Genomic DNA, 19800 nt, shown 5'->3' with positions numbered 1-19800 from the left:
AGGTGTCGCTCACCGCGACCGAGCCGTCGGGCAGCAGAGTGACACCCAGCGGGTGCTGGAGCAGCGCGGTCTCCCCGGGCCCGTCCACGTGACCGAAGTCGAAGAGCCCCTGGCCGACCGCGGTGCTCACCGCCCCTTGCTCGACCGCGCGCAGGGACGAGGTCTCCGAGTCGGCGAGCCAGATACGTTCGCCGTCGACGGCGAGCCCCGAGGTCTGGGCGAACCACGCGTCCGCGAGCGGCCCGTCGAGCAGGCCCTCGTTCGAGGTGCCGGCCCAGACGGTCATCGCGCGGGTCACCGGGTCGAACGCCCAGAGCTGGTGGACGCCTGCCATGGCGACCACGACCTGGTGGACGACGGGGGACCACACGACGTCCCACGGCGACGACAGCGGGGTGCGCGAGTCGCCCGCGGCCGGCTGCGGGTCGCCCTGCATCAACTGCGCCCCGGTGCCGGCGACCGTGGTCACCGCGCCGTCGGCGAGCCGGACGCCGCGCAGCAGGTGGTTGGCGGTGTCCGCGACGACGACGTCGTAGCCGGTCCCTGCCGCCACCTCGGGCGGGAGCAGGCAGAGGCCCTGCGGCTCGGCGAAGGTTGCGGTCGTCGGGTCGCCGTCGGTCCGGCCCCGGGTCCCGGTCCCGATGCGGCGCAGCACGGTCTCGGCGTCCTCGGCCAGCTCGACCAGGGAGTGGTGGCCGCTGTCGGAGACGAGCAGGGTGCCGCCGGGCAGCCGGACCGCCTTGCCGGGGAACCGCAGGTCGGTGTCGGGAGGGGCGGGCGGGACGTAGGGGCCGTCGCCCCGGTGCAGGGTGCCCTTCGCCTCGTGCTCGGCCACCAGGCCGGCCACCAGCCGGTCCAGCGCGTGGGCGTGCCCCTCGCCGGAGACCTGGGCGACGACGTACCCCTCGGGATCCACGACGACCAGCGTCGGCCAGGCCCGGGCGGTGTAGGCCGCCCAGGTGACCAGGTCGGGGTCGTCGAGCACCGGGTGGTGCACCTCGTAGCGCTCGACGGCCGCGGCGAGCGCGGCGGGGTCGGCCTCGTGCTCGAACTTGGGCGAGTGCACGCCAACGGTGACCAGGACGTCGGCATAGCGCTCCTCGAGCGGGCGCAGCTCGTCCAGGACGTGCAGGCAGTTGATGCAGCAGAACGTCCAGAAGTCGAGCAGGACGACCTTGCCGCGCAGGTCGGCCAGGGACAGCGCCCGGCCGCCGGTGTTGAGCCAGCCCCGGCCGCGCAGCTCTGGCGCCCGGACGCGGGCGGTGGCGGTCACCGGGCCAGCCTAAATCAGGGCTTGACCGGTACAGAACGCCGGGTTACTGTAGCGGTACAGAACTTGAGCGGTACAGATGCCGCTCACCAGGCCAGGAAGGACCTGCCATGAACACCACCGCCCTCGGCTCCGTCCTCGTCGGCCGGCAGGCCGCGCTGCACGAGCTGCACAGCGCCCGGCCGGACGCCCCGGTCGTCCCGCACACCGCCACCACCCGGCCGCGGCTGCGCCGCACGCGTAGCGTGACCGCCGCCGCCCTGCACCGTGCCGCACACCGGGTGGCGCCGGCCTGACCGGGGCGGCGAAGTGACGGAGCGACGAGAGAGGGCGGGCGATGGGCCGGGTGACCCTGCAGACGGTGGCCGACAAGGTCGGCGTGAGCCGGATGACGGTGTCCAACGCGTTCTCGCGGCCGGACCAGCTCTCCGACACCCTGCGGACGAAGATCCTCGCCGCGGCCGACGAGCTCGGCTACGTCGGGCCGGACCCCTCGGCGCGGGCCCTCGCCAAGGGGGCCACCGGGTCGGTGGGAGTCCTGATGACGGACTCGCTGAGCTACGCCTTCACCGACGAGGTGTCCACCGGGTTCCTCAGCGCCATCACCGACGAGATCGGCCCGACCGGGAGGGCGCTCACGCTGCTGACGTCGAGCTCGCAGGGCGACGTGGTGCCGGCCCGCGACGTCCCGATGGACGGCGCGCTCGTCTACTCCTGCGACGGCTTCTCACCGGCCGTGGAGTGGCTGGTCCGCCGCGACCTGCCGCTGGTCTTCGTCGACCAGGACCCTCCCGAGAACCGGCCGACGGTCAACGTGGACGACCGGGGTGGTGCGCGCGCCGCGGCGCAGCATCTGCTCGACCTGGGGCACCGCCGGATCGGCATCCTCACCGGGGAGAAGGCCGGCCCGCACGGCGAGGTCGAGGGTGAGCTGGTCAGCGGGCACTACGTCTCCCAGCAGCGCCTGCTCGGGTGGACCGACGCCTTGCGGGCCGCCGGCGTCGAGCCCGTCATCGTCCGCGAGCCGATGACCCCGGAGGACGCGGCCTACGCGGGGGCCAGGCTCCTGCTCGAGCGGGACGGCCGGCCGACCGGCGTCCTGTGCCACTCCGACGTCATGGCGCACTGGGTGGTGCGGGCAGCGGAGGACCTCGGGCTGACCATCCCGGACGACGTGTCGGTCGTCGGCTTCGACGACAACCCGCTGGCCCGCCGGATCCGGCCGGAGCTGACGACCGTGTGGCAGCCCATCGCCGCGAAGGGTCAGGTGGCCGCCGCCGCACTGACCGCCGCGATCGACGCCGCCCAGGCAGGTCGGGTGCAGCCGGCCGAGCACGTCGTCCTCCCCACCGAGCTGGTGGTGCGAGGCAGCACCGGCCCGGCGCCGCAGGGCTGACCGGCACCGTGGCGGTGTGGCTCAGCGCGGTCCATGCACTCAACGCGCGCCGGTCGCCACCAGGTCCTCCAGGACCGCGCGGAACTCCGAGTAGCGCTCGACGCCCACCCGCCGCGCCCAGGCCCGCTCGACCCGTCGAATCCGCGCCGTCACGGCCCTCGACGTCCGGTCGCCCAGCGGCGTGCGTACGACGAGCCGGACCCGTCGGTCGGCCGGGTCGGTCCGAGTCGTCAGGTGCCCGGTCCCCTCGAGGTGGGTGACGAACTGGCCGGCCGCCTGCTTGGTCATCCGCAGCGTGGCCGCCAGGTCAGTGACGCTGATCCCGTCGGGTGGCACCTGCGCGAGAAGCCGGAAGTGCGACTGCCGCAGCCCGCCCCAGTCCTCCCCGTCGAAGGCCAGCCGGATCTCCTCCATCAGCCGGCCGACCAGCACGGCCGCGTGGCGGTCGACCCACTCCGGCAGCGGAGCCAGACTTGCGCCGGCCTTGACGGAAGTCATAAACCAACCTTACCTTCTCGATACGAGAAAGTCACTTTACCAGTGGGGGTCGGCGTGAAGGACGTGCTGGGAGCGGCAGCGGTCGAGGACGAGGTGCTCGCCGGCATGGTCGCGGCGCAGCTCGGGGTCAGCGAGGTGCAGCTGGCTTCTGTCGCAGCCGAGGTGGCGCCGTACGACCTGGACGCCCTGACGACAGCCGGCCGCTACTGGGTGCACGGCACCGCGACGACTCCGGACGGCACCCCGCTGCCGTACCGCTTCTTCGTCAAGGTGGTGCAGTCGTGGGAGCGGTCGCCGGTCTTCCAGATGGTGCCCGAGGCGATGCGGGCCGAGGCGCTCGCGATGATCCCGTGGGACAGGGAGCCCGCCGTCTACCGCTCCGTCCTCGGTGACCGGCTGCCGGAGGGCCTGACGATGCCCGCTGCTCGCCGGGTCGCCGACGTGGACGACATGTCGGCGGCGGTCTGGCTGGACGCGGTCGACGTGCAGCTGGTGCGCTGGGACGAGCCGAGGTTCGCGCGGGCCGCCCACCTGCTCGGTCGGCTGGCGGCCAGCCAGCGGGTCGCGCCGCTCGGGGCGATCGGCGAGACGCCGCAGCTGCATCGGCGCTACGCGGCGGGCCGGGTCGCCGGCCAGGTGCTGCCTGCCCTGCACGACGACGACTTCTGGCGCCACCCCGTGCTGGCCGCCGGGTTCGACCCGGCGGTGCGGGACGGGTTGCGCGACGCGGCCGCGCGGCTGCCGGGGCTCCTCGCCGAGCTGGACACCGCGCCGCTGGGCACCAGCCACGGCGACGCCTGCCCGCGCAACCTGCTGGTCCGGCAGGGCTGCCTGGACGGGTCGTTCGTCCTGATCGACTTCGGGTTCTGGGGTCGTGCGCCGCTCGGCTTCGACCTCAGCCAGCTGCTGCTCGGCGAGGTGCAGACCGGGGAGCGGTCGGCGGCGGAGCTGGCGGGCCTCGAGGCCGTGGTCGTCCCGGCGTACGTCGCCGGGCTGGCCGCCGAGGGCGCCGACGTGGATCTCGCCGTGGTGCAGCGGACGCATGTGCTGCTGGCCCTGATCTTCAACGGGCTGTCGGCCATGCCGTTCGAGCTGCTGGGCGGACCGCCCGACGACGAGGCGGTGCGGGTCACCCGGGAGCGGTGCGAGATGGCGAGCTTCCTGCTCGACCTCGAGGCGACGACGAAGCCGCTGGTCTGACGCGGTGCCTCGTGACGTGACGTCGGACTGCCGGCCAGAGCTCGGTATCGGGCCTTTGCGCGATGAGTCAATGCCCGGCGGTCTCGCTCGTAAGATCGTCGCCCGGCCCCACAATGGCTCGACCTTCGGCACGCAGACGAGAGACATCAAGCGCGGCGCGCCGGCCGGCCACGGCGGCCGCCGAGGCACTGTGGGGCCTGGGGACGATCTTCGGCTCAGCGTCGACGAATCGGTCCGAACGTCCGCACGGCTGCCGTTTCCGCTCAGGCACCTTTCCGCGGAAACGCCCACCCGACCAGAGGTGCCCTGCAGGGTGAGCTGATCCGAAACTCTGCGCGCCGCGCTCTGGCCTGGCGGCGGGCGCAGTCCGCCACCTGTCGTCATGATCGTGAGCAGCGACCAAGCGTGCGTAGTGAGCGTCCTCTGCTCACGATCATGGACCCGCCGAGGTGCCGCTGCTGAACGGACTGAACCGGCACTAACCGAGCAGCCGCGCACCATGCCGTCTTGTGCTCCGAGCCCTTTTCTGCCCGCTGTACGGAGGCAGGCTTCGGTGGTCAGTGAGAATCGCATGGCCGTGTCCCGCGGGAGGTCCGACGTGTGGAAGCCTCGCCTTACGCTGCTAGCCCTGGCCTTGAGTCTGGTGGCCTGCGGTCCGAGTGATCAGGGGCCCGGCAACGCGGCGGGCGGCACACCCGCCAGTTCCCCTTCGGCATCCTCAGCCAGCGCGAGTGCCGCCGCGTCCTTGGTCGGGCAGTGGCGGCGGGTGCAGCGATGCTCCGAGTTGGAACGCGTACTTGCCAAGGCTGGCCTGCGCGCCGCGCTACCGGAATTCGTCGCCGGGGACGCCTGGATTCCTGACGTGACGTCGGTTGACCAGATCCGGGACCCCGCCCATCCCTGCAAAGGTTCCGTCGCACGCAAGCACTCGCACTTCTTCACCGAGGCTGGTCAATTCGGTTCCCTCGACGCCCAGGGCCAACAGGTCCATGAAGACCCCTACCGGCTTGTCGGTGACGACACCGTCGTCATCGGCGGGGTGACGTTCCACTATCGGATCACCGGCGGGGACACCCTTGGGCTGACACCCGTGCTCCCGAAGTGCGCGCCAAAGTGTTCCAAGGCCGGGTGGAGTGTCGCAGTTGCGTATCCCGGCTATACCTGGCACCGGGTTTCCTGAGCCTGTCCAGTCAGGAAGCCGCCGTTGAAGCCGCGCACAGGGGCCGCTCCCGAACGAACTGATCCGGCACTGCTCGACGCTGGTGTGACGAACTGAGCCCCTACCAGGGGCAGCGCTGAGGAAAGATCAACCCGGTCGTCAGCCAGGTCGGCTGACGGCGGCCCGGCGCCATTGCCGCCCCACCCGACGTGCACGGAGTGTCATCACTTCAGATCGCTGCGCATACGGCCCGAAGTGACTATGCAAAAGGGTGCGGGCCGGGCCTAGCGTCATAAGAGCGCATGGACCAGGCGTTCCGGATCCTGGCGACCGCGAACTGGCGGGAACACTGTCAGGCAGTCAGGTGGCGTGCGGCAGCGGCTCCCGGCACTTGACGGACCGGAGGTCGACGCGATGAGGAAAGTATTGGGAGTTCGCACGGCGCTACTCGTGACGGCTCTTGCAGTCGCAGCAAGCGGCGTAGGCGCCAGCGGTGCGGCGGCCACCCCGGGGCCCACACCCCCTTACGGCCTTACCGGCGCGTGCAACATGACCAACCCCAACGCCGCGTTCGGGATGTTCGATGTGGCCGGCTCAGTAGCCAACCCTCACGGGTTCGAGGAGGGCATGATCACCGCCATCCTCAACACCAACGGCGGCACCGTCCCCCAGATCTGCGGAGGCTAGCCCGGCCCTTTCTGGCATGACGTCACCTCCGGGCGTTGCGATCACGGGTGAGGTCCTCGGTGGTCACCTGATGCGCCAGGGCCGGCCGGCCATCCACCTTTTCTAGTCATGGTCGAGCGTGACGCCGCGGATGACAGTGGGAGCCATTCCGCTCGCGGACAGAGGTCAGGAGGTTCCATGCGCAGAACCCTGCTGCTTGCCGTGACCGTCATGGTCGCTGCGGCACTGTCCTCGACCGGCGCATCGGCCGATGCCACGTACCACTCGGCCCACATCCTGCTGCTGCCCGACGCCGGCACGCCGGGCGGGACCGGCTTCGTCGAGAATGCCCACGCGAACGGGCCCAACGTCTATGCCCACGAGCAGTACCAGCTCCGGAGCGCGGCGCCCGGCAACTCCTTCCAGGTGGCGCTGCACGTTTTTGTGGATGACCCTGCCTGCGGCGGCGCCGCGATCGACCTACCAACAGCGGTGCTGCGGACGAACGCCGCCGGCAACGCGGCCGGATCCGCGGTGTTCACCCCCGCTGATGCTGCCGGTCTGCCGAAGGGGGTGCCGCACGGCATCGTCTGGACGATGACCGCCGAATCGGGGGTGGGCTACACCTCCGGTTGCGAGCCGGTGGTGCTCGACTGAGCCCTGCTCGCGAACACGAGCGGCCGACCCGGGCACGGGCTCCTTGCCGGGAAGGGTCCACTAGCTAGGTACGTGCCGTTTCCGCTCGGAGGCGTTCCCGCGGAAAGGCCGCGGCCTGGCCGGCGCTGCTGGTCGGTCCTCTCAGTCGACCGGTGCACGCTGTGTTCCCGCGTGCGACGCAGTCAGAGGCGGCGGTCCGCCAGCACGGGGAACTGCTCGCGCGTCGCACGAACCAGCTCGAGGTCCAGGTCGACGACGAGCACCACCTCGTCCTCGTCGGCCTCGGCCAGCACGGCTCCCCACGGCTCCACCACGATCGACCGCCCCCCCATGGGGACCCCCGCGTGGGTGCCCGCGGTGTTGCAGGCGACGACGTACGTCTGGTTCTCGACCGCGCGGGCCTGCGCCAGCAGCCGCCAGTGCGCGACCCGCTTCGCCGGCCAGGCGGCGACCAGCAGCACCACCTCTGCCCCGGCGTCGAGCAGCAGCCGGAACTGCTCCGGGAAGCGCAGGTCGTAGCAGGTCGCCAGACCGAGACGTCCGTGGACGACCAGGCCGTCGCCGGCGCTCATCAGCTTCGGCTCGCCCTCCCCGAAGCCGAAGAGGTGCACCTTGCGGTACGTCGCCAGCGTTGCTCCGTCCGGCCCGAGCAGGACCGACGTGTTGAAGAGACGACCCGCCTCGTCGCGCTCGACGAGCGACCCCATGTGCACGGTCGCTCCGACGTCTCGCGCCGCCGCGCGCATCGCTTCGACGACGGGACCGTCGAGGGACTCGGCCTCGTCCTCCCAGCGGTCGTAGGAGAAGCCACCCTGCGGCCACAGCTCGGGAAGCACGACGAGGTCGGCACCCCGCTGCGCGCGGACGAGGTCCGCGACCCGACGGGTGCGGTCGGCAGGCGACTCGTCGTCGCCGTATCCGAGCTGGATGACGTGGACCCGCACTGCGCCAGCCTCGCACGCCGCGACCCGTGCCGACGAGACCGCTCCGGGCTCAGTCGTGCTGCAGCCGCGCGGCGACGTCGTCGAGGGACAGCCCGCAGCAGTCCGCGGGCAGCGCCACCCGGTAGAGCTCGGAGCCCTGCCCGCCGGAGACGATGTCGGTCACCAGCTCGCTCAGCCCGGGGTAGAGCGACGACCGGGCGAGCAGCCGGCTGGTGATGCGTGACGTGCCGAGGATCTCGTCGGCGTTCGCGCGGCGAAGTGGTCGACGTGCTTGGGGTTGTTGACCTCGACGACGGTGCGGACGTCCGGTGCGATCGACTCGATCGCCATGACGCGAGGATCGAGCGCATGTCGGCCTGGTTGCTCGCGTCGGCCGGGCAGACGACGGCGGCCATCGCCTCCTCGATGCCGGCGCGGGCTCCGGTGATGGAGGCGACCTGGCCTTCGGCTTCCCCAGCAGGGTGACCGCGGTCGCGGCGAGGAGGACGAACCCGACCGGCCCGGCGAGCAGCCGGAGGAAGAACCTGCGGTCGACGTCGCCGGTCAGGCGGCGCAGGTGGAACCCGAACCGGCGCAGCAGCGGTGACGAGAACACCGCGGCCATCCGCCGCGAGAACCGTCCGCGCATGCGGCCCTCCCCGGCCCGCCGGACCCAGCCACCCCCCGACGGCGGATCATCCCACCGGCGCGTCGGTCCCCGCGGTCAGCTCGGCCGATCGTCTCGGGGGAGGCGGAGCCGTGCGGTGCCGCCGGCCAGGTCCACCGTGCTGTGCGGCGGGGCACCGTCGTCCTCGTCGTCGCGCACCAGCTCGACCGTCCGGCGCTGGTCCAGCTCGGCCTGCTTGCCCGGCGAGAGCGCGGCGTGGAGGAGGTCGAACCCGGTCGAGGACACCTGGTGGTCGCGGCGCCAGGGCACGAGCCCGCGACCGCGGAGCCGCAGCAGCGTCAGGTCCACGGCCGCCAGCGCGAGGAGGAGCAGGACCAGACCCGGCAGGGTCATGGCGAGGACGAGGCCCACACCCGCCACGGTAGCCGCCGGAGAGGTGCCCGACCGCCTCCCGGGTCGAGCACCGCGACTGCGGCGGAACCCACGGCCAGCGCGAGCACGGCGGTCCACCGAAGGTGCGAGGCGGTCCAGCCGGGACCGGGCTCGGTCACCAGCGCAGCCCAGGTGGGCAGCCGGGGCAGGAGCAGGCCCAGGGCCAGCACCAGCGGTGCGGTCAGCGCGCCGGGATCGTCCACCTCACGCCATCGCACGAGCACCAGAGCGACGGCGACCGCCGCCGCGGTCGTCGCGCCAGCCTCGAGCGTCAAGGCCGCGACCGGCACGGGCCGCGACGTGCGGACCGCGATCCAGGCGCACGCACTCGCCCAGACTGCGGCAGCCGGGACGACCGCGAGCCCGAGCACCGCCAGGGTCCGGGCCGCGAGGCCGGTCGGTGCCGCGACGACGGTGCGCCGGGACCGGTCGTCGAGGGCGAAGGGGACGGCCGCAGCCAGCGCCAGCGCGACGGCCCGCAGGAGCCACGGGGAACCCGAGCCTCTGACCACCGACTCGTCGCGCCACCACAGGAGCAGCACGACACCCGCGGCGACAAGCGGCACCGGCTGCCACCGCACGGCCCGCACGAGGGACGGGCCGGCAGCCGCCAGCTGCCGGCACCGCAGGGCAGCCGCCGTCCGGCGCCGCCTCACAGCTGCAGGGCACCGGCGACCAGCACGAGGGTGCCGCACGCCGCGCCGCCGAGCACCGGGATCCATACCCGGCGGACGTCCCGCAGGACGGCGCCGAAGGCCGCGAGTCCGACGAAGGCCGCCAGGTAGACCAGGTGCCAGGCGCCGGAGCCCGGGTGCATCCCCGGTATCGCGTCGTTGCCGGTCCACTGTGCGAAGTCGACGTAGAGGCCGAGGAACACCTCGTGGTTGCTCGCCCAGATGTTCCCGGCCGTCATCGCCGCCATCACCAGGAGCGGGGCGCCGGGCCACGGGAGCAGCCGGGCGACGGCCACGCCCAGCACCACCGCGCCGGTGAGGGCGACCGGGACGCTGAGCACGTGGGTCCAACGGAGCTCGAGGACCGGCTGGTCGTAGGCGATGGCGACGAGGAGCAGCTGGATCGCCAGGGCGACCGCGCCGACTGCGGCCCCGGCCACCAGCAGCGCGCCGGTCCGGCGGACGGCCGGCATCGGCAGGGCAGGTGTCCACTCGTCCACGGACGTGCGCCGCTCCGAGGTGGCCACCAGGTTGGCCGCGAAGACCGCGGCCGGCCCCATGATGAAGATGACCATCCCCGTGACCAGCGAGTACTGCTCGTAGGGCGTGTCCGGGTTGCCCAAGCCGACCCCGAGCACGAGCCACACCAGGCTCACCAGCAGCGCGGGGTGGCGCAAGATCCGCCGGGTCTGCACCCGGGCCAGCTCGAGCACGGTCGTCGGCCCGGCCGGCAGCCGCGGGACGCGGACCCGGGTGGCCTCCGTACCGATCAGGTCCTGGGCCGCGCTCATGCCGCCACCTGCCCGGTGCTGTTCCTGGCGCGGTCGCCGACGAGCAGCAGGTAGGCGTCCTCGAGCGTGGGCCGCAAGGCCCGCGCGCCCGCCGGCACCTGGTCACCGATGTTGCGTACGTCGCCGTCCGGGGTCCGCCAGGCAAGCCTCGCCTCGGGCGACCGCGCGTCGGACAGCCACACCCGGCCGTCGGCGCTCGCCGTCAGTGCCGACGGGGTGCCGTCGAACACGGCGCGCCCGCCGTCGAGGACCACGACGTGCGGGCACATGGCCGCGACGTCCTCCGTCTGGTGGGTGGACAGGACCACGGTGCGGTCCTCCCCGATGCGGGAGAGCAGGTCGCGGAACCGCAGCCGCTGCTCCGGGTCGAGGCCGGCGGTCGGCTCGTCGAGGACGACCAGGTCCGGGTCCCCGAGAAGGGCCTGCGCGACGCCGACCCGGCGGCGCATGCCGCCCGACAGCGCGCGGATCCGGCGGTCGGCGACGTCGGTCAGGCCGGCCAGCTCGACAACCCGGCGGACCTCGGCACGACGCTCGGCGCGGCCTGCCATCTCCTTGAGGATGGCCACGTAGTCCACGAACTCGGTGACCGTGAAGCCGCGGTGGAAGCCAGGTTCCTGCGGCAGGTAGCCCAGCCGGCGGCGGATCTCCAGCCGGTCCTGCGCGTCGCGCGGGTCGCGCCCGAGGAGCCGGACCCGACCGGAGCCCGGCGCGGTCACGGTGGCGAGGATGCGCAGCAGCGTCGTCTTGCCCGCGCCGTTGGGACCGAGCAGGCCGGTGACGCCGGGCCCGGCAGCGAACGTGGCACCGGCGAGTGCCTGTGTGCGGCCGAACGACTTGGCCACCTCGGTGACCTGGACGGTGGTCATGCGGATCTCCTGGTGTCGAAGGCGAAGACGTGCCGTTGGGTGACCAGCAGCGCGACACAGCCGAGCGTGACCGCCAGCGCGAACGACTGGCCGAGCGCGCCGAAGGCGGCCAACCGGGTCCCGGTCGCCTGCCAGGCGGCGGCGACCCCGCCGACCCAGGTGCCCATCACCCACGCCGCCGCCCAGACCGGCGTGAGGCGCGAGGACAACAGCAGGGTTGCGGTGGTCAAGGCAGCTGCCGGAAGCAGCCAGGCAGCCGCGGCCCAGCCCTCGTCCACCAGCAGCAGGCCGGCGAGGACGGTCAGCACGAGGGTGACCGCCACGACCGTGAGCGTTCGCAGCAGAAGCAGCCGGAGCATGGAGTACGGCGCAGCGACGGCGATCTCGTGCGCCGGGTCCGCGTCCCGCCCGTAGGCCGCGGCGACGCCGGCGACGGGCAGCATCGGCGCCACGGTGAGGAAGGCGAACAGCGCGCGCGGCGAGGTGTCCGCCGCGGAAGCGGCGAGGAAGGCGGCTGCCGCCACCGAGCCGAGCCAGGAGGCCGAGAGCGAGGGCGTCGCGGCGAGCAGGCGTGCGGTGTCCTCGCCGACGCCGCACCGCACCATTACCCGCTCGAACCACGGCAGCGACAGCCGGTCGACCCGGTCGTCGACCTCGAGCCAGATGCCGTCCAGCCGCTCGGTCGGGATCGCCGGTGCGAGCAGCGCGCGGCAGGTCCCGCACGACGTCAGGTGCGCCTCGGTCGAGGCGGCGACCGCTGAGGTGACCTGTCCGGCGGCGTAGCGCGCCAGCACCTCCCCGTCGACGTGCCAGGTGGTCTCGCTCATGCCAGCGCCTCCCGCATCTGCGCCTTCGCGCGCATCATCCTTGTCTTCACCGTGCCGGCCGGGATGCCGAGCAGCCGCCCGGCCTCCTTGGTGGTGAGCCCGTCGAGCACCGTCGCCTGCACCACGGCGCGCAGCTCCGGCGACAGGCGGTCGAGCGCGCCGGCCAGGTCGCCGTACTCCACACCGACGAGCACCCGTTCCTCCGCCGACGGCTCCACGCCGACCCACGACTGCGGGATCTCCACGGTCGGACGCGGCGCCGACCGCAGCTGGTCGATGAGACGACGGATCCCGATGCCCCACATCCAGGCCGCGACCTCGCCGCGCCCGTCCCAGCGTCGCGCTCCCCTCCACACCGCGACGAAGGTGTCTTGCACCGCCTCGTCGACCAGGTGCCGGTCGTTGCAGCGCCGGGTGAGGCGCAGCACCAGCCAGGGCGCGTGCCGGGCGTACAGCTCCTCGAGCGCGCGCCGGTCGCCCTCGGCCACCGCGCGCACGAGATCGGCGTCGCGCTCCTCGCGGGTCACGGTCATCACTGTGGTCCTGGGGGCGTCGTCGTGGGAGGTCGTCACTCAGAACGGCACGGTCACGCACGCCAGCCGGGCGCCGGCCGCGCCGGTCACATGGTCCGTCGGCAAGGCATGCACCACGACAGACATCGGGCGGTCCCCAGCCGGGATCTCATGGCTCCGCAGAGCCACCGACTTCGCGAAGCCCTGCTCGTCCGTCGTGACGTCCAGCCAGATCTCGCGCTCCTCGAGCGGGTCCGCGCCGGCGTCGGAGAAGTGCCAGTGGCCGCCTGCCCCGGCCGGCGCCTCGGTGCATGCGCCGACGTGGGCGTGCGCGCCGTACGTCCGGAAGGGCTGCAGACCACGCAGCTCCAAGGTCACCGCGGTGGTGCCGTCGCCCGGGTAGAACGCCTCGACGGTGGCCGTCGCGCCTCTGGCCACGCCCTGCTCGTCGTAGGTGAAGGCCGTCGAGGCCGAGCCGACCGGCTGGAACGCCCGGTTGAGGGCGACGTCCGGCGTCTCCGACCGGATGGCGGCAGCGGCGGGGACGGCCCCCAGCACGAGGGCCGCCGAAGCGGCGACGACGAGAGTGCGGCGACGAGTGACGGCCACGATGGGCTCCTTCAGCAGGTGACGAGTCACCCCGCTTGTCGCAGACCGGGCGCCGAGCGGTTCACCCCGGGGCGTGCCACCGGGCCGGCCGCTCGCGGCGGTCGGCCCGGTGGACGGGAAGAGTGCGGGTCAGCGCAGGTCGAACCGGTCCAGGTTCATGACCTTGTCCCAGGCCGCGACGAAGTCGCGGACGAACCGGTCCACCCCGTCCGCCGACGCGTAGACCTCGGCGATCGCCCGCAGCTGCGAGTTGGCGCCGAAGACCAGGTCGACAGCGGTGGCTGTGCGGGCGACCTCGCCCGACGTCCGGTCGCGGCCCTCGTAGACGTGCTCGTCGGTGCCGGCCTTCCACTCCACGTCCAGGTCGAGCAGTCGGACGAAGAAGTCGTTGGTCAACGTCCCGGGCCGGTCGGTGAACACGCCGTGCCTGGTGCCGTCGACGTTGGTGCCCAGCGCGCGCATGCCTCCGACCAGGACGGTCATCTCCGGTGCGGTCAGGGTGAGGAGGTTCGCCCGGTCGAGCAGGAGCGTCTCCGGCGGCAGCTTCTCACCGGTCTGCAGGTAGTTGCGGAAGCCGTCCGCCCGTGGCTCGAGCACCGCGAAGGACTCCGCGTCGGTCTGCTCCGGCGTCGCATCCGTGCGCCCCGGCGAGAACGGCACCGTGACGTCGGCGCCCGCGTCCCTGGCCGCCTTCTCCACGGCGGCGCAGCCCCCGAGCACGATGAGGTCGGCCAGCGAGATGCGCACGCCGCCGGACTGCCCCGCGTTGAAGTCCTGCCGGATCCGCTCCAGCGTCTCCAGCACCGCGCCGGTCCCGGCATTGACGGCCCAGCTGCGCTGCGGCTCGAGCCGCAGCCGGCCGCCGTTGGCCCCGCCACGCTTGTCGGTGCCACGAAAGCTGGCGGCAGCCGCCCACGCGGTGGTGACCAGCTGGGACACGGTCAGACCGGAGTCGAGGAGGGTCGCCTTGAGCGACGCGACCTCGGCGTCGGCGACCAGGTCGTGGTCCACGGCCGGCACCGGGTCCTGCCACAGCTGCGCCTCGGGCACCCACGGACCGAGGAAGCGCGAGACCGGGCCCATGTCGCGGTGCAGCAGCTTGTACCAGGCGCGGGCGAACGCGTCGGCGAACTGCTCGGGGTGCTCGTGGAAGCGGCGGGAGATCCTCTCGTACGCCGGGTCGAAGCGCAGCGCGAGGTCGGTCGTCAGCATGGTCGGCCGGTGCTTCCTCGACTCGTCGAACGCGTCGGGCACGGTCTCGGCGGCGTCCTTGGCGACCCACTGCTTCGCGCCCGCCGGGCTCTCCGTGAGCTCCCACTCGTGACCGAACAGGTTCGCGAAGAACCCCGCACCCCACCTGGTCGGCGTGCTGGTCCAGGTGACCTCGAGGCCGCTGGTGATGGTGTCCTTCCCCTTGCCGGTGCCGTAGGAGCTGTGCCAGCCCAGGCCCTGCTCCTCCAGCGACGCCGCCTCAGGCTCCGGGCCGACATGGTCGGCCGGGCCGGCGCCGTGCGTCTTGCCGAACGAGTGCCCGCCAGCGATCAGCGCGACGGTCTCCTCGTCGTTCATCGCCATCCGGCCGAACGTCTCGCGGATGTCGCGGGCGGCCGCCAGCGGGTCCGGGTTGCCGTTGGGGCCCTCCGGGTTGACGTAGATCAGGCCCATCTGCACCGCGCCGAACGGCCCGGACAGCTGACGTTCGTCACCGTCGGCGTACCGCTCGTCGCCGAGCCAGGTGTCCTCGGGACCCCAGAAGATCTCTTCCGGCTCCCACACGTCCTCGCGACCGAAGGCGAAGCCGAAGGTCTCGAACCCCATCGACTCCAGGGCGACGTTGCCGGCGAGGACGAGCAGGTCGGCCCACGAGACCTGCTGCCCGTACTTCTGCTTGACCGGCCACAGCAGTCGTCGCGCCTTGTCGAGGTTGGCGTTGTCCGGCCAGCTGTTGAGCGGCGCGAAGCGCTGCGCGCCGTCGCCGGCACCGCCGCGGCCGTCCTCGATCCGGTAGGTGCCGGCCGAGTGCCAGCTCATCCGGATGAAGAGCCCGCCGTAGTGGCCGAAGTCGGCCGGCCACCAGTTCTGCGAGGTGGTCATGACCTCGGTGATGTCGCGCTTGAGCGCCACGACGTCGAGCCCCTGGAACGCCTCCGCGTAGCTGAAGCCCTCGCCGAGCGGGTTGGACCTCGCCGAGTGCTGGTGCAGGACCTGGAGGTTGAGCTGGTTGGGCCACCAGTCCTGGTTGGTGTGCGGGCGGCCAGGCTTCGCCTCGGGGGCGTCGATGACCGGGTTCTCGCTCTCGCTGCCGTGCTCAGACACGTCGCTCGCTCTCCTGTCTCGGTGCTGCTCGTCGGGTGCTGCTCGTCGGGTGCTGCTCGTCGGGTGCTGCTCGTCGGGTGCTGCTCGTCGGGCCGGCTGACGCAGGGCTCAGCCAGGTCTGCTGGTGGCCGAGGGGCAGTGGGGGCAGCGGCCCCAGAACACCACCTCGGCCTCGTCCACCTCGTAGGTCGAGCCGTCCGGCGTCAGGCACGGCGCGTGCCCCACCACGCACTCGACGTCGCTGATCGCGCCGCAGGACCGGCACACCGCATGGTGGTGGTTGTCGCCGACGCGCGCCTCGTAGCGCGCGAGCGAGCCCCGCGGCTGGATGCAGCGCACCAGGCCGGCTCCGGTCAGGGCGCGCAGGACGTCGTACACGGCCTGGTGGGACAGCTCGCCGAGCGATGCCCGCGCCGCGCCGATCACCGTCTCGGTGTCGGCGTGCGGGTGCTCGTGCACCGCGCTCAGCACGGCGAGCCGGGGGCGAGTCACCCGCAGGGCGGCCCCGCGCAGCGCCTGCTCGAGGTCGGCGGTCGTCGGCATCACCGGCATCCTTGCGGATTGTCTTGAACGAATCAAGACAGGGCGGCGACCGCCGGGCAGGCGCTCACCAGAGCAGGGCGGTGGCCGGGTCGTCGAGCACCCGGGCGATGTCGGCGAGGAACATCGAGCCGAGCTGGCCGTCGATCAGCCGGTGGTCGAACGACAGCGAGAGCTGGGTGACCTGCCGGACTGCGAGCTCGCCGTCGACGACCCACGGCATCGGCCGCACCTGGCCGAAGCACAGGATCGCCGACTCGCCGGGGTTGATGATCGGCGTCCCGGAGTCGACGCCGAACACGCCGACGTTGGTGATCGTGATCGTGCCGCCGGCCATCTCGGCCGGCTGGGTGCGCCCGGCCCGTGCGGTGTCGACCAGCGCACCGAGCGCCTCGGCCAGCTCGCGCAGCGACATCCGGTCGGCGTCCTTGATGTTCGGCACGACCAGGCCGCGTGGGGTCGCAGCCGCGATGCCGAGGTTGACGTAGTGCTTGACCACGATCTCCTGCGCAGCCTCGTCCCACGACGCGTTGACCTCGGGGTTGCGCCGCACGGCGAGCAGCAGCGCCTTCATCAGCACCAGCAGCGGGCTGACCTTGACGTCACGGAAGTCACGGTCGGCCTTGAGCCGCTCGACGAGCTCCATCGTGCGGGTGACGTCGACGGTGACCCACTCGGTGACGTGCGGCGCGGTGAAGGCCGAACCGACCATCGCCGCAGCGGTCATCTTGCGCACGCCCTTGACCGGGACGCGCGTCTCACGGACACCCGGCTCCGGGCGGTACGTCGCTGCCGGCGCCGCTTCGCTGCCGGGCTGCGCCGCCCCGCCGGCGGCGGCCTCCACGTCGGACCGGGTGACCACGCCGCCCTCGCCCGACGGCACCACGGTGCTCAGGTCCACACCCAGGTCCTTGGCCAGCTTGCGCACCGGCGGCTTGGCGAGCACCCGCGCGCCGTTGCCGCCGGCGCTGTCGCCCACCGTGTGGGCCGGCGCCGACTCGGCGACGTGCTCGAGCTCCGGCTCACGCACCGGGGTCGGCGTCGTCATCATCGAGGTCTGGACGGCCTGCTGCGCGGCGGCCGCCGAGGCAGCCGCCGGTGTCGCGCCGGTGCCGCCCTTGCGGGGCCGCCGGATCGCCGAGGTCGTGCGCGGTCCGTAGCCGACCAGCACCGACGTACGGCCGCCGGGAGCCGGACCGCCGATCAGCCCGGGCTCGACGGCCTGGTCCTCGGCCGGGGTGCCGATCGCGCTCTCGTCGGCCGGAACCGGCGGCGCCATGTCGTCGCGCGGGGGCGCGGCGTCGTCTCGCGACGGAGCAGGTGCGGCCCCGCTGCCGTCGTCCACCGTGATGATCGGGGTGCCGACGTCGACCGTGGTGCCCTCGTCGACGAGCAGGTCGGACACGACGCCCGCGAACGGGCACGGCAGCTCGACGAGCGACTTGGCCGTCTCGATCTCGACGATGATCTCGTTGACCTTCACCGTGTCGCCGGGCTTGACCTTCCACGACACGATCTCGGCCTCGGTCAGACCCTCACCGACGTCGGGGAGCTTGAACTGCTTCATCTGCGGCGGACTCCTAGCGCGTCAGTACGCGAGCGAACGGTCGACGGCGTCGAGGATGCGGTCGAGGTCGGGGAGGTACTCCTCCTCCACCCGGCTGGGCGGGTAGGGCGTGTCGAACCCGCCGACCCGCATCACCGGTGCCTCGAGGGAGTAGAAGCACTGCTCGGTCACCCGGGCGGCGACCTCTGCGCCCATCCCCAGGAAGACCGGCGCCTCGTGCACGACGACGAGCCGGCCGGTGCGCTCGACCGAGCCGCGCACCGCGTCCATGTCGAGCGGGGACAGCGAGCGGAGGTCGACGACCTCGATCGAGGTGCCCTCCTCGGCGGCAGCGGTCGCCGCCTCCATGGCGGTCTTGACCATCGGGCCGTACGTCGCGACGGTGATGTCGGTCCCCTCGCGGGCGACCCGCGCGCTGTGCAGAGGGAGCGCCTGGTCCAGGCTCATCGACTCGTCGAGCTCGGCCTTCTCCCAGTAACGGCGCTTGGGCTCGTAGAGGATGACCGGGTCGTCGGTCGCGATGGCCTGCTGCACCATCACGTACGCGTCGACCGGGTTCGAGCAGGCCACCACCCGGAGCCCCGCGGTGTGGGCGAAGTACGCCTCGTTGGACTCGCTGTGGTGCTCGACCGCGCCGATGCCGCCCCCGACCGGGATCCGCACGACGACCGGCAGCGAGACCTTCCCGAGCGCCCGGGCCCGCATCTTGGCCAGCTGGCTGACGATCTGGTCGAAGGCGGGGTAGACGAAGCCGTCGAACTGGATCTCGCACACCGGCCGGTACCCGCGCAGGGCCAGGCCGATCGCGGTGCCGATGATGCCCGACTCGGCGAGCGGCGTGTCGATGACCCGGTCCTCGCCGAAGTCCTTCTGCAGCCCGTCGGTGACCCGGAAGACGCCGCCGAGCTTGCCCACGTCCTCGCCCATGACGAGGACCTTCGGGTCGTCCTCCATGGCCTTGCGCAGGCCCATCGTGATGCCCTTGGCCAGGGTGATCTGGGTGCCCATGGTCAGTGCGCCTCCTCGAACGTGGCCAGGTAGGCGCCGAACTGCTCGCGCTCCTCGTCGACCAGCGGGTGCTGGTCGGCGTAGACGTGGTCGAAGATGGACAGCGGCTCCGGGTCCGGCATGTCCAGGCATCCCTTGCGCACGTGCGCCGCGAGCTCGTCGGACTCGGCCTCGACCGCGTCGAAGAACGGCTGGTCGGCCTTGCCCGAGCGGACCAGGTAGGCCTTGACCCGCTCGATCGGGTCCTTGAGCTTCCACGACTCGAGCTCGTCGGAGAGCCGGTAGCGGGTCGGGTCGTCGGACGTCGTGTGGGCGCCCATCCGGTAGGTGTAGGCCTCGACCAGCGTCGGTCCGCTGCCCTCACGGGCGTTCTGCAGCGCGGCCTTGGTGACTGCGAGGCAGGCGAGCACGTCGTTGCCGTCCACCCGGACGCCGGGGAAGCCGAAGCCGGCGGCCCGGCGGTAGAGCGGGATGCGGGTCTGGCGCTCGATCGGCTCCGAGATGGCCCACTGGTTGTTCTGGCAGAAGAAGACGACCGGGGCGTTGAAGACGCTCGCGTAGATGAAGGCCTCGTTCACGTCGCCCTGGCTGGTGGCGCCGTCGCCGAAGTAGGCGATGACCGCGCTGTCGGCGCCGTCCTTCTGCATGCCCATGGCGTAGCCGGTGGCGTGCAGCGTCTGCGCACCGATGACGATCGTGTAGAGGTGGAAGTTCTTCTCGTTGGGGTCCCAGCCGCCGTGGTTGACGCCGCGGAAGAGACCGAGGAGGTTCAGCGGGTCCACACCGCGGCACCAGGCCACGCCGTGCTCGCGGTAGGTCGGGAAGGCGTAGTCGTCGGGCGCCATCGCGCGGCCGGAGCCGACCTGGGCGGCCTCCTGGCCGAGCAGGCTGGCCCAGATGCCCAGCTCGCCCTGGCGCTGCAGGGCGGTGGCCTCGGCGTCGACCCGGCGCACCAGGACGAGGTCGCGGTAGAGCCCGCGGAGCTCCTCGTCGGTGAGGTCGACCGAGTAGGTCGGGTGCTCGACCCGCTCGCCCTCGGGCGTGAGCAGCTGCACGAGCTCGGGCTGCTGGGCGGCGGGCTGGGTCAGCTCGGTCACGGGCACTCCTCGTCGGCTCGAGCCGGTGCCCCGGGGTCGCCGTGGGCTCGGCGTCGGGCCAGTCGTCCCGGTGGGCCGCGGGTGTGCGGTGGCCCGGGAAGGTCTGGGCCTTGCAGTGCGGTGCCCCGGAGGGGCGAGCCAACGGTACCGGCGACCGGCGC

Annotated in this window: 22 protein-coding genes; 6 read left to right on the top strand and 16 right to left on the bottom strand. The window is 72.5% G+C overall.

Annotated features, from left to right (window positions below; translation table 11 throughout):
* Window positions 1–1273 (bottom strand): thioredoxin-like domain-containing protein (locus VK640_12210; GenBank protein HTE73948.1); only part of this gene is annotated, 1273 nt, incomplete at its 3' end.
* Window positions 1274–1380: 107 nt separating this feature from the next.
* Here VK640_12210 and VK640_12205 point away from each other — a divergent pair.
* Both VK640_12205 and VK640_12200 read left to right on the top strand, forming a co-directional pair.
* On the top strand, window positions 1381–1566 hold the full coding sequence (locus VK640_12205; GenBank protein ID HTE73947.1) for a hypothetical protein: 186 nt from the start codon (window positions 1381–1383) through the stop codon (window positions 1564–1566).
* Between the two features lie 41 nt (window positions 1567–1607).
* Window positions 1608–2666 carry a LacI family DNA-binding transcriptional regulator gene (locus tag VK640_12200; protein HTE73946.1) on the top strand — a complete coding sequence of 353 codons (1059 nt, stop codon included), beginning with the start codon at window positions 1608–1610 and terminating at the stop codon, window positions 2664–2666.
* 39 nt (window positions 2667–2705) lie between these two features.
* Here the strand turns inward: VK640_12200 and VK640_12195 are convergent, their stop codons facing one another.
* Window positions 2706–3164 (bottom strand): MarR family transcriptional regulator, encoded by a 459-nt coding sequence (locus tag VK640_12195; protein HTE73945.1) that lies wholly within the window; start codon window positions 3162–3164, stop codon window positions 2706–2708.
* 54 nt (window positions 3165–3218) lie between these two features.
* Here VK640_12195 and VK640_12190 point away from each other — a divergent pair, with 54 nt between their 5' ends.
* The 4 genes from VK640_12190 to VK640_12175 all read left to right on the top strand — a co-directional run bounded on the left by VK640_12190 (window position 3219) and on the right by VK640_12175 (window position 6846).
* Window positions 3219–4364, top strand: a complete 1146-nt coding sequence (locus VK640_12190) for a phosphotransferase (GenBank protein HTE73944.1) — start codon at window positions 3219–3221, stop codon at window positions 4362–4364.
* Between the two features lie 634 nt (window positions 4365–4998).
* A complete protein-coding gene (locus tag VK640_12185) occupies window positions 4999–5544 on the top strand; it encodes a hypothetical protein (GenBank protein HTE73943.1) in 546 nt (181 codons plus the stop codon).
* Window positions 5545–6072: 528 nt separating this feature from the next.
* Window positions 6073–6210, top strand: coding sequence for a hypothetical protein (locus tag VK640_12180; GenBank protein HTE73942.1), 138 nt, complete (start codon window positions 6073–6075; stop codon window positions 6208–6210).
* Window positions 6211–6387: 177 nt separating this feature from the next.
* Window positions 6388–6846, top strand: a complete 459-nt coding sequence (locus VK640_12175; protein HTE73941.1) for a hypothetical protein — start codon at window positions 6388–6390, stop codon at window positions 6844–6846.
* A 182-nt stretch (window positions 6847–7028) separates the two neighbouring features.
* Here VK640_12175 and VK640_12170 read toward each other — a convergent pair whose 3' ends face one another.
* The 14 genes from VK640_12170 to pdhA all read right to left on the bottom strand — a co-directional run bounded on the left by VK640_12170 (window position 7029) and on the right by pdhA (window position 19645).
* Window positions 7029–7790 (bottom strand): carbon-nitrogen family hydrolase, encoded by a 762-nt coding sequence (locus VK640_12170; GenBank protein ID HTE73940.1) that lies wholly within the window; start codon window positions 7788–7790, stop codon window positions 7029–7031.
* A 49-nt stretch (window positions 7791–7839) separates the two neighbouring features.
* Entirely contained in the window at window positions 7840–8418 is a 579-nt protein-coding gene (locus tag VK640_12165; protein HTE73939.1) for a hypothetical protein, read from the bottom strand.
* Window positions 8419–8493: 75 nt separating this feature from the next.
* Window positions 8494–8808 (bottom strand): DUF6191 domain-containing protein, encoded by a 315-nt coding sequence (locus tag VK640_12160; protein HTE73938.1) that lies wholly within the window; start codon window positions 8806–8808, stop codon window positions 8494–8496.
* Complete coding sequence (locus VK640_12155) at window positions 8787–9485, bottom strand: ABC transporter (protein HTE73937.1); 699 nt, start codon at window positions 9483–9485, stop codon at window positions 8787–8789. The genes VK640_12160 and VK640_12155 overlap by 22 nt, the downstream gene beginning before the upstream one ends.
* Window positions 9482–10294, bottom strand: coding sequence for a hypothetical protein (locus VK640_12150; protein ID HTE73936.1), 813 nt, complete (start codon window positions 10292–10294; stop codon window positions 9482–9484). Before VK640_12150 ends, VK640_12155 begins: the two co-directional genes overlap by 4 nt.
* Window positions 10291–11163, bottom strand: a complete 873-nt coding sequence (locus VK640_12145) for an ATP-binding cassette domain-containing protein (GenBank protein ID HTE73935.1) — start codon at window positions 11161–11163, stop codon at window positions 10291–10293. The genes VK640_12150 and VK640_12145 overlap by 4 nt, the downstream gene beginning before the upstream one ends.
* A complete protein-coding gene (locus tag VK640_12140) occupies window positions 11160–11990 on the bottom strand; it encodes a zf-HC2 domain-containing protein (GenBank protein ID HTE73934.1) in 831 nt (276 codons plus the stop codon). The genes VK640_12145 and VK640_12140 overlap by 4 nt, the downstream gene beginning before the upstream one ends.
* Entirely contained in the window at window positions 11987–12523 is a 537-nt protein-coding gene (locus VK640_12135) for an RNA polymerase sigma factor (GenBank protein ID HTE73933.1), read from the bottom strand. Before VK640_12135 ends, VK640_12140 begins: the two co-directional genes overlap by 4 nt.
* 39 nt (window positions 12524–12562) lie before the next feature.
* Complete coding sequence (locus VK640_12130; GenBank protein ID HTE73932.1) at window positions 12563–13111, bottom strand: superoxide dismutase family protein; 549 nt, start codon at window positions 13109–13111, stop codon at window positions 12563–12565.
* Between the two features lie 129 nt (window positions 13112–13240).
* Window positions 13241–15427 (bottom strand): catalase/peroxidase HPI, encoded by a 2187-nt coding sequence (gene katG / locus VK640_12125; GenBank protein HTE73931.1) that lies wholly within the window; start codon window positions 15425–15427, stop codon window positions 13241–13243.
* Between the two features lie 108 nt (window positions 15428–15535).
* Window positions 15536–15970, bottom strand: coding sequence for a Fur family transcriptional regulator (locus VK640_12120; protein ID HTE73930.1), 435 nt, complete (start codon window positions 15968–15970; stop codon window positions 15536–15538).
* A 64-nt stretch (window positions 15971–16034) separates the two neighbouring features.
* Window positions 16035–17534: a dihydrolipoamide acetyltransferase family protein gene (locus VK640_12115; protein ID HTE73929.1), complete on the bottom strand. Its 1500-nt coding sequence runs from the start codon at window positions 17532–17534 to the stop codon at window positions 16035–16037.
* 21 nt (window positions 17535–17555) lie between these two features.
* On the bottom strand, window positions 17556–18542 hold the full coding sequence (locus VK640_12110; protein ID HTE73928.1) for an alpha-ketoacid dehydrogenase subunit beta: 987 nt from the start codon (window positions 18540–18542) through the stop codon (window positions 17556–17558).
* Window positions 18543–18544: 2 nt separating this feature from the next.
* Window positions 18545–19645 (bottom strand): pyruvate dehydrogenase (acetyl-transferring) E1 component subunit alpha, encoded by a 1101-nt coding sequence (gene pdhA / locus VK640_12105; protein HTE73927.1) that lies wholly within the window; start codon window positions 19643–19645, stop codon window positions 18545–18547.
* Window positions 19646–19800 lie beyond the last annotated feature (155 nt).

Source organism: Actinomycetes bacterium, assembly GCA_035489715.1.
Lineage (GTDB): Bacteria > Actinomycetota > Actinomycetes > JACCUZ01 > JACCUZ01 > DATHAP01.
Note: the sequence above shows the minus strand (reverse complement) of the source record. Positions and strands in the feature narration are given on the sequence as shown.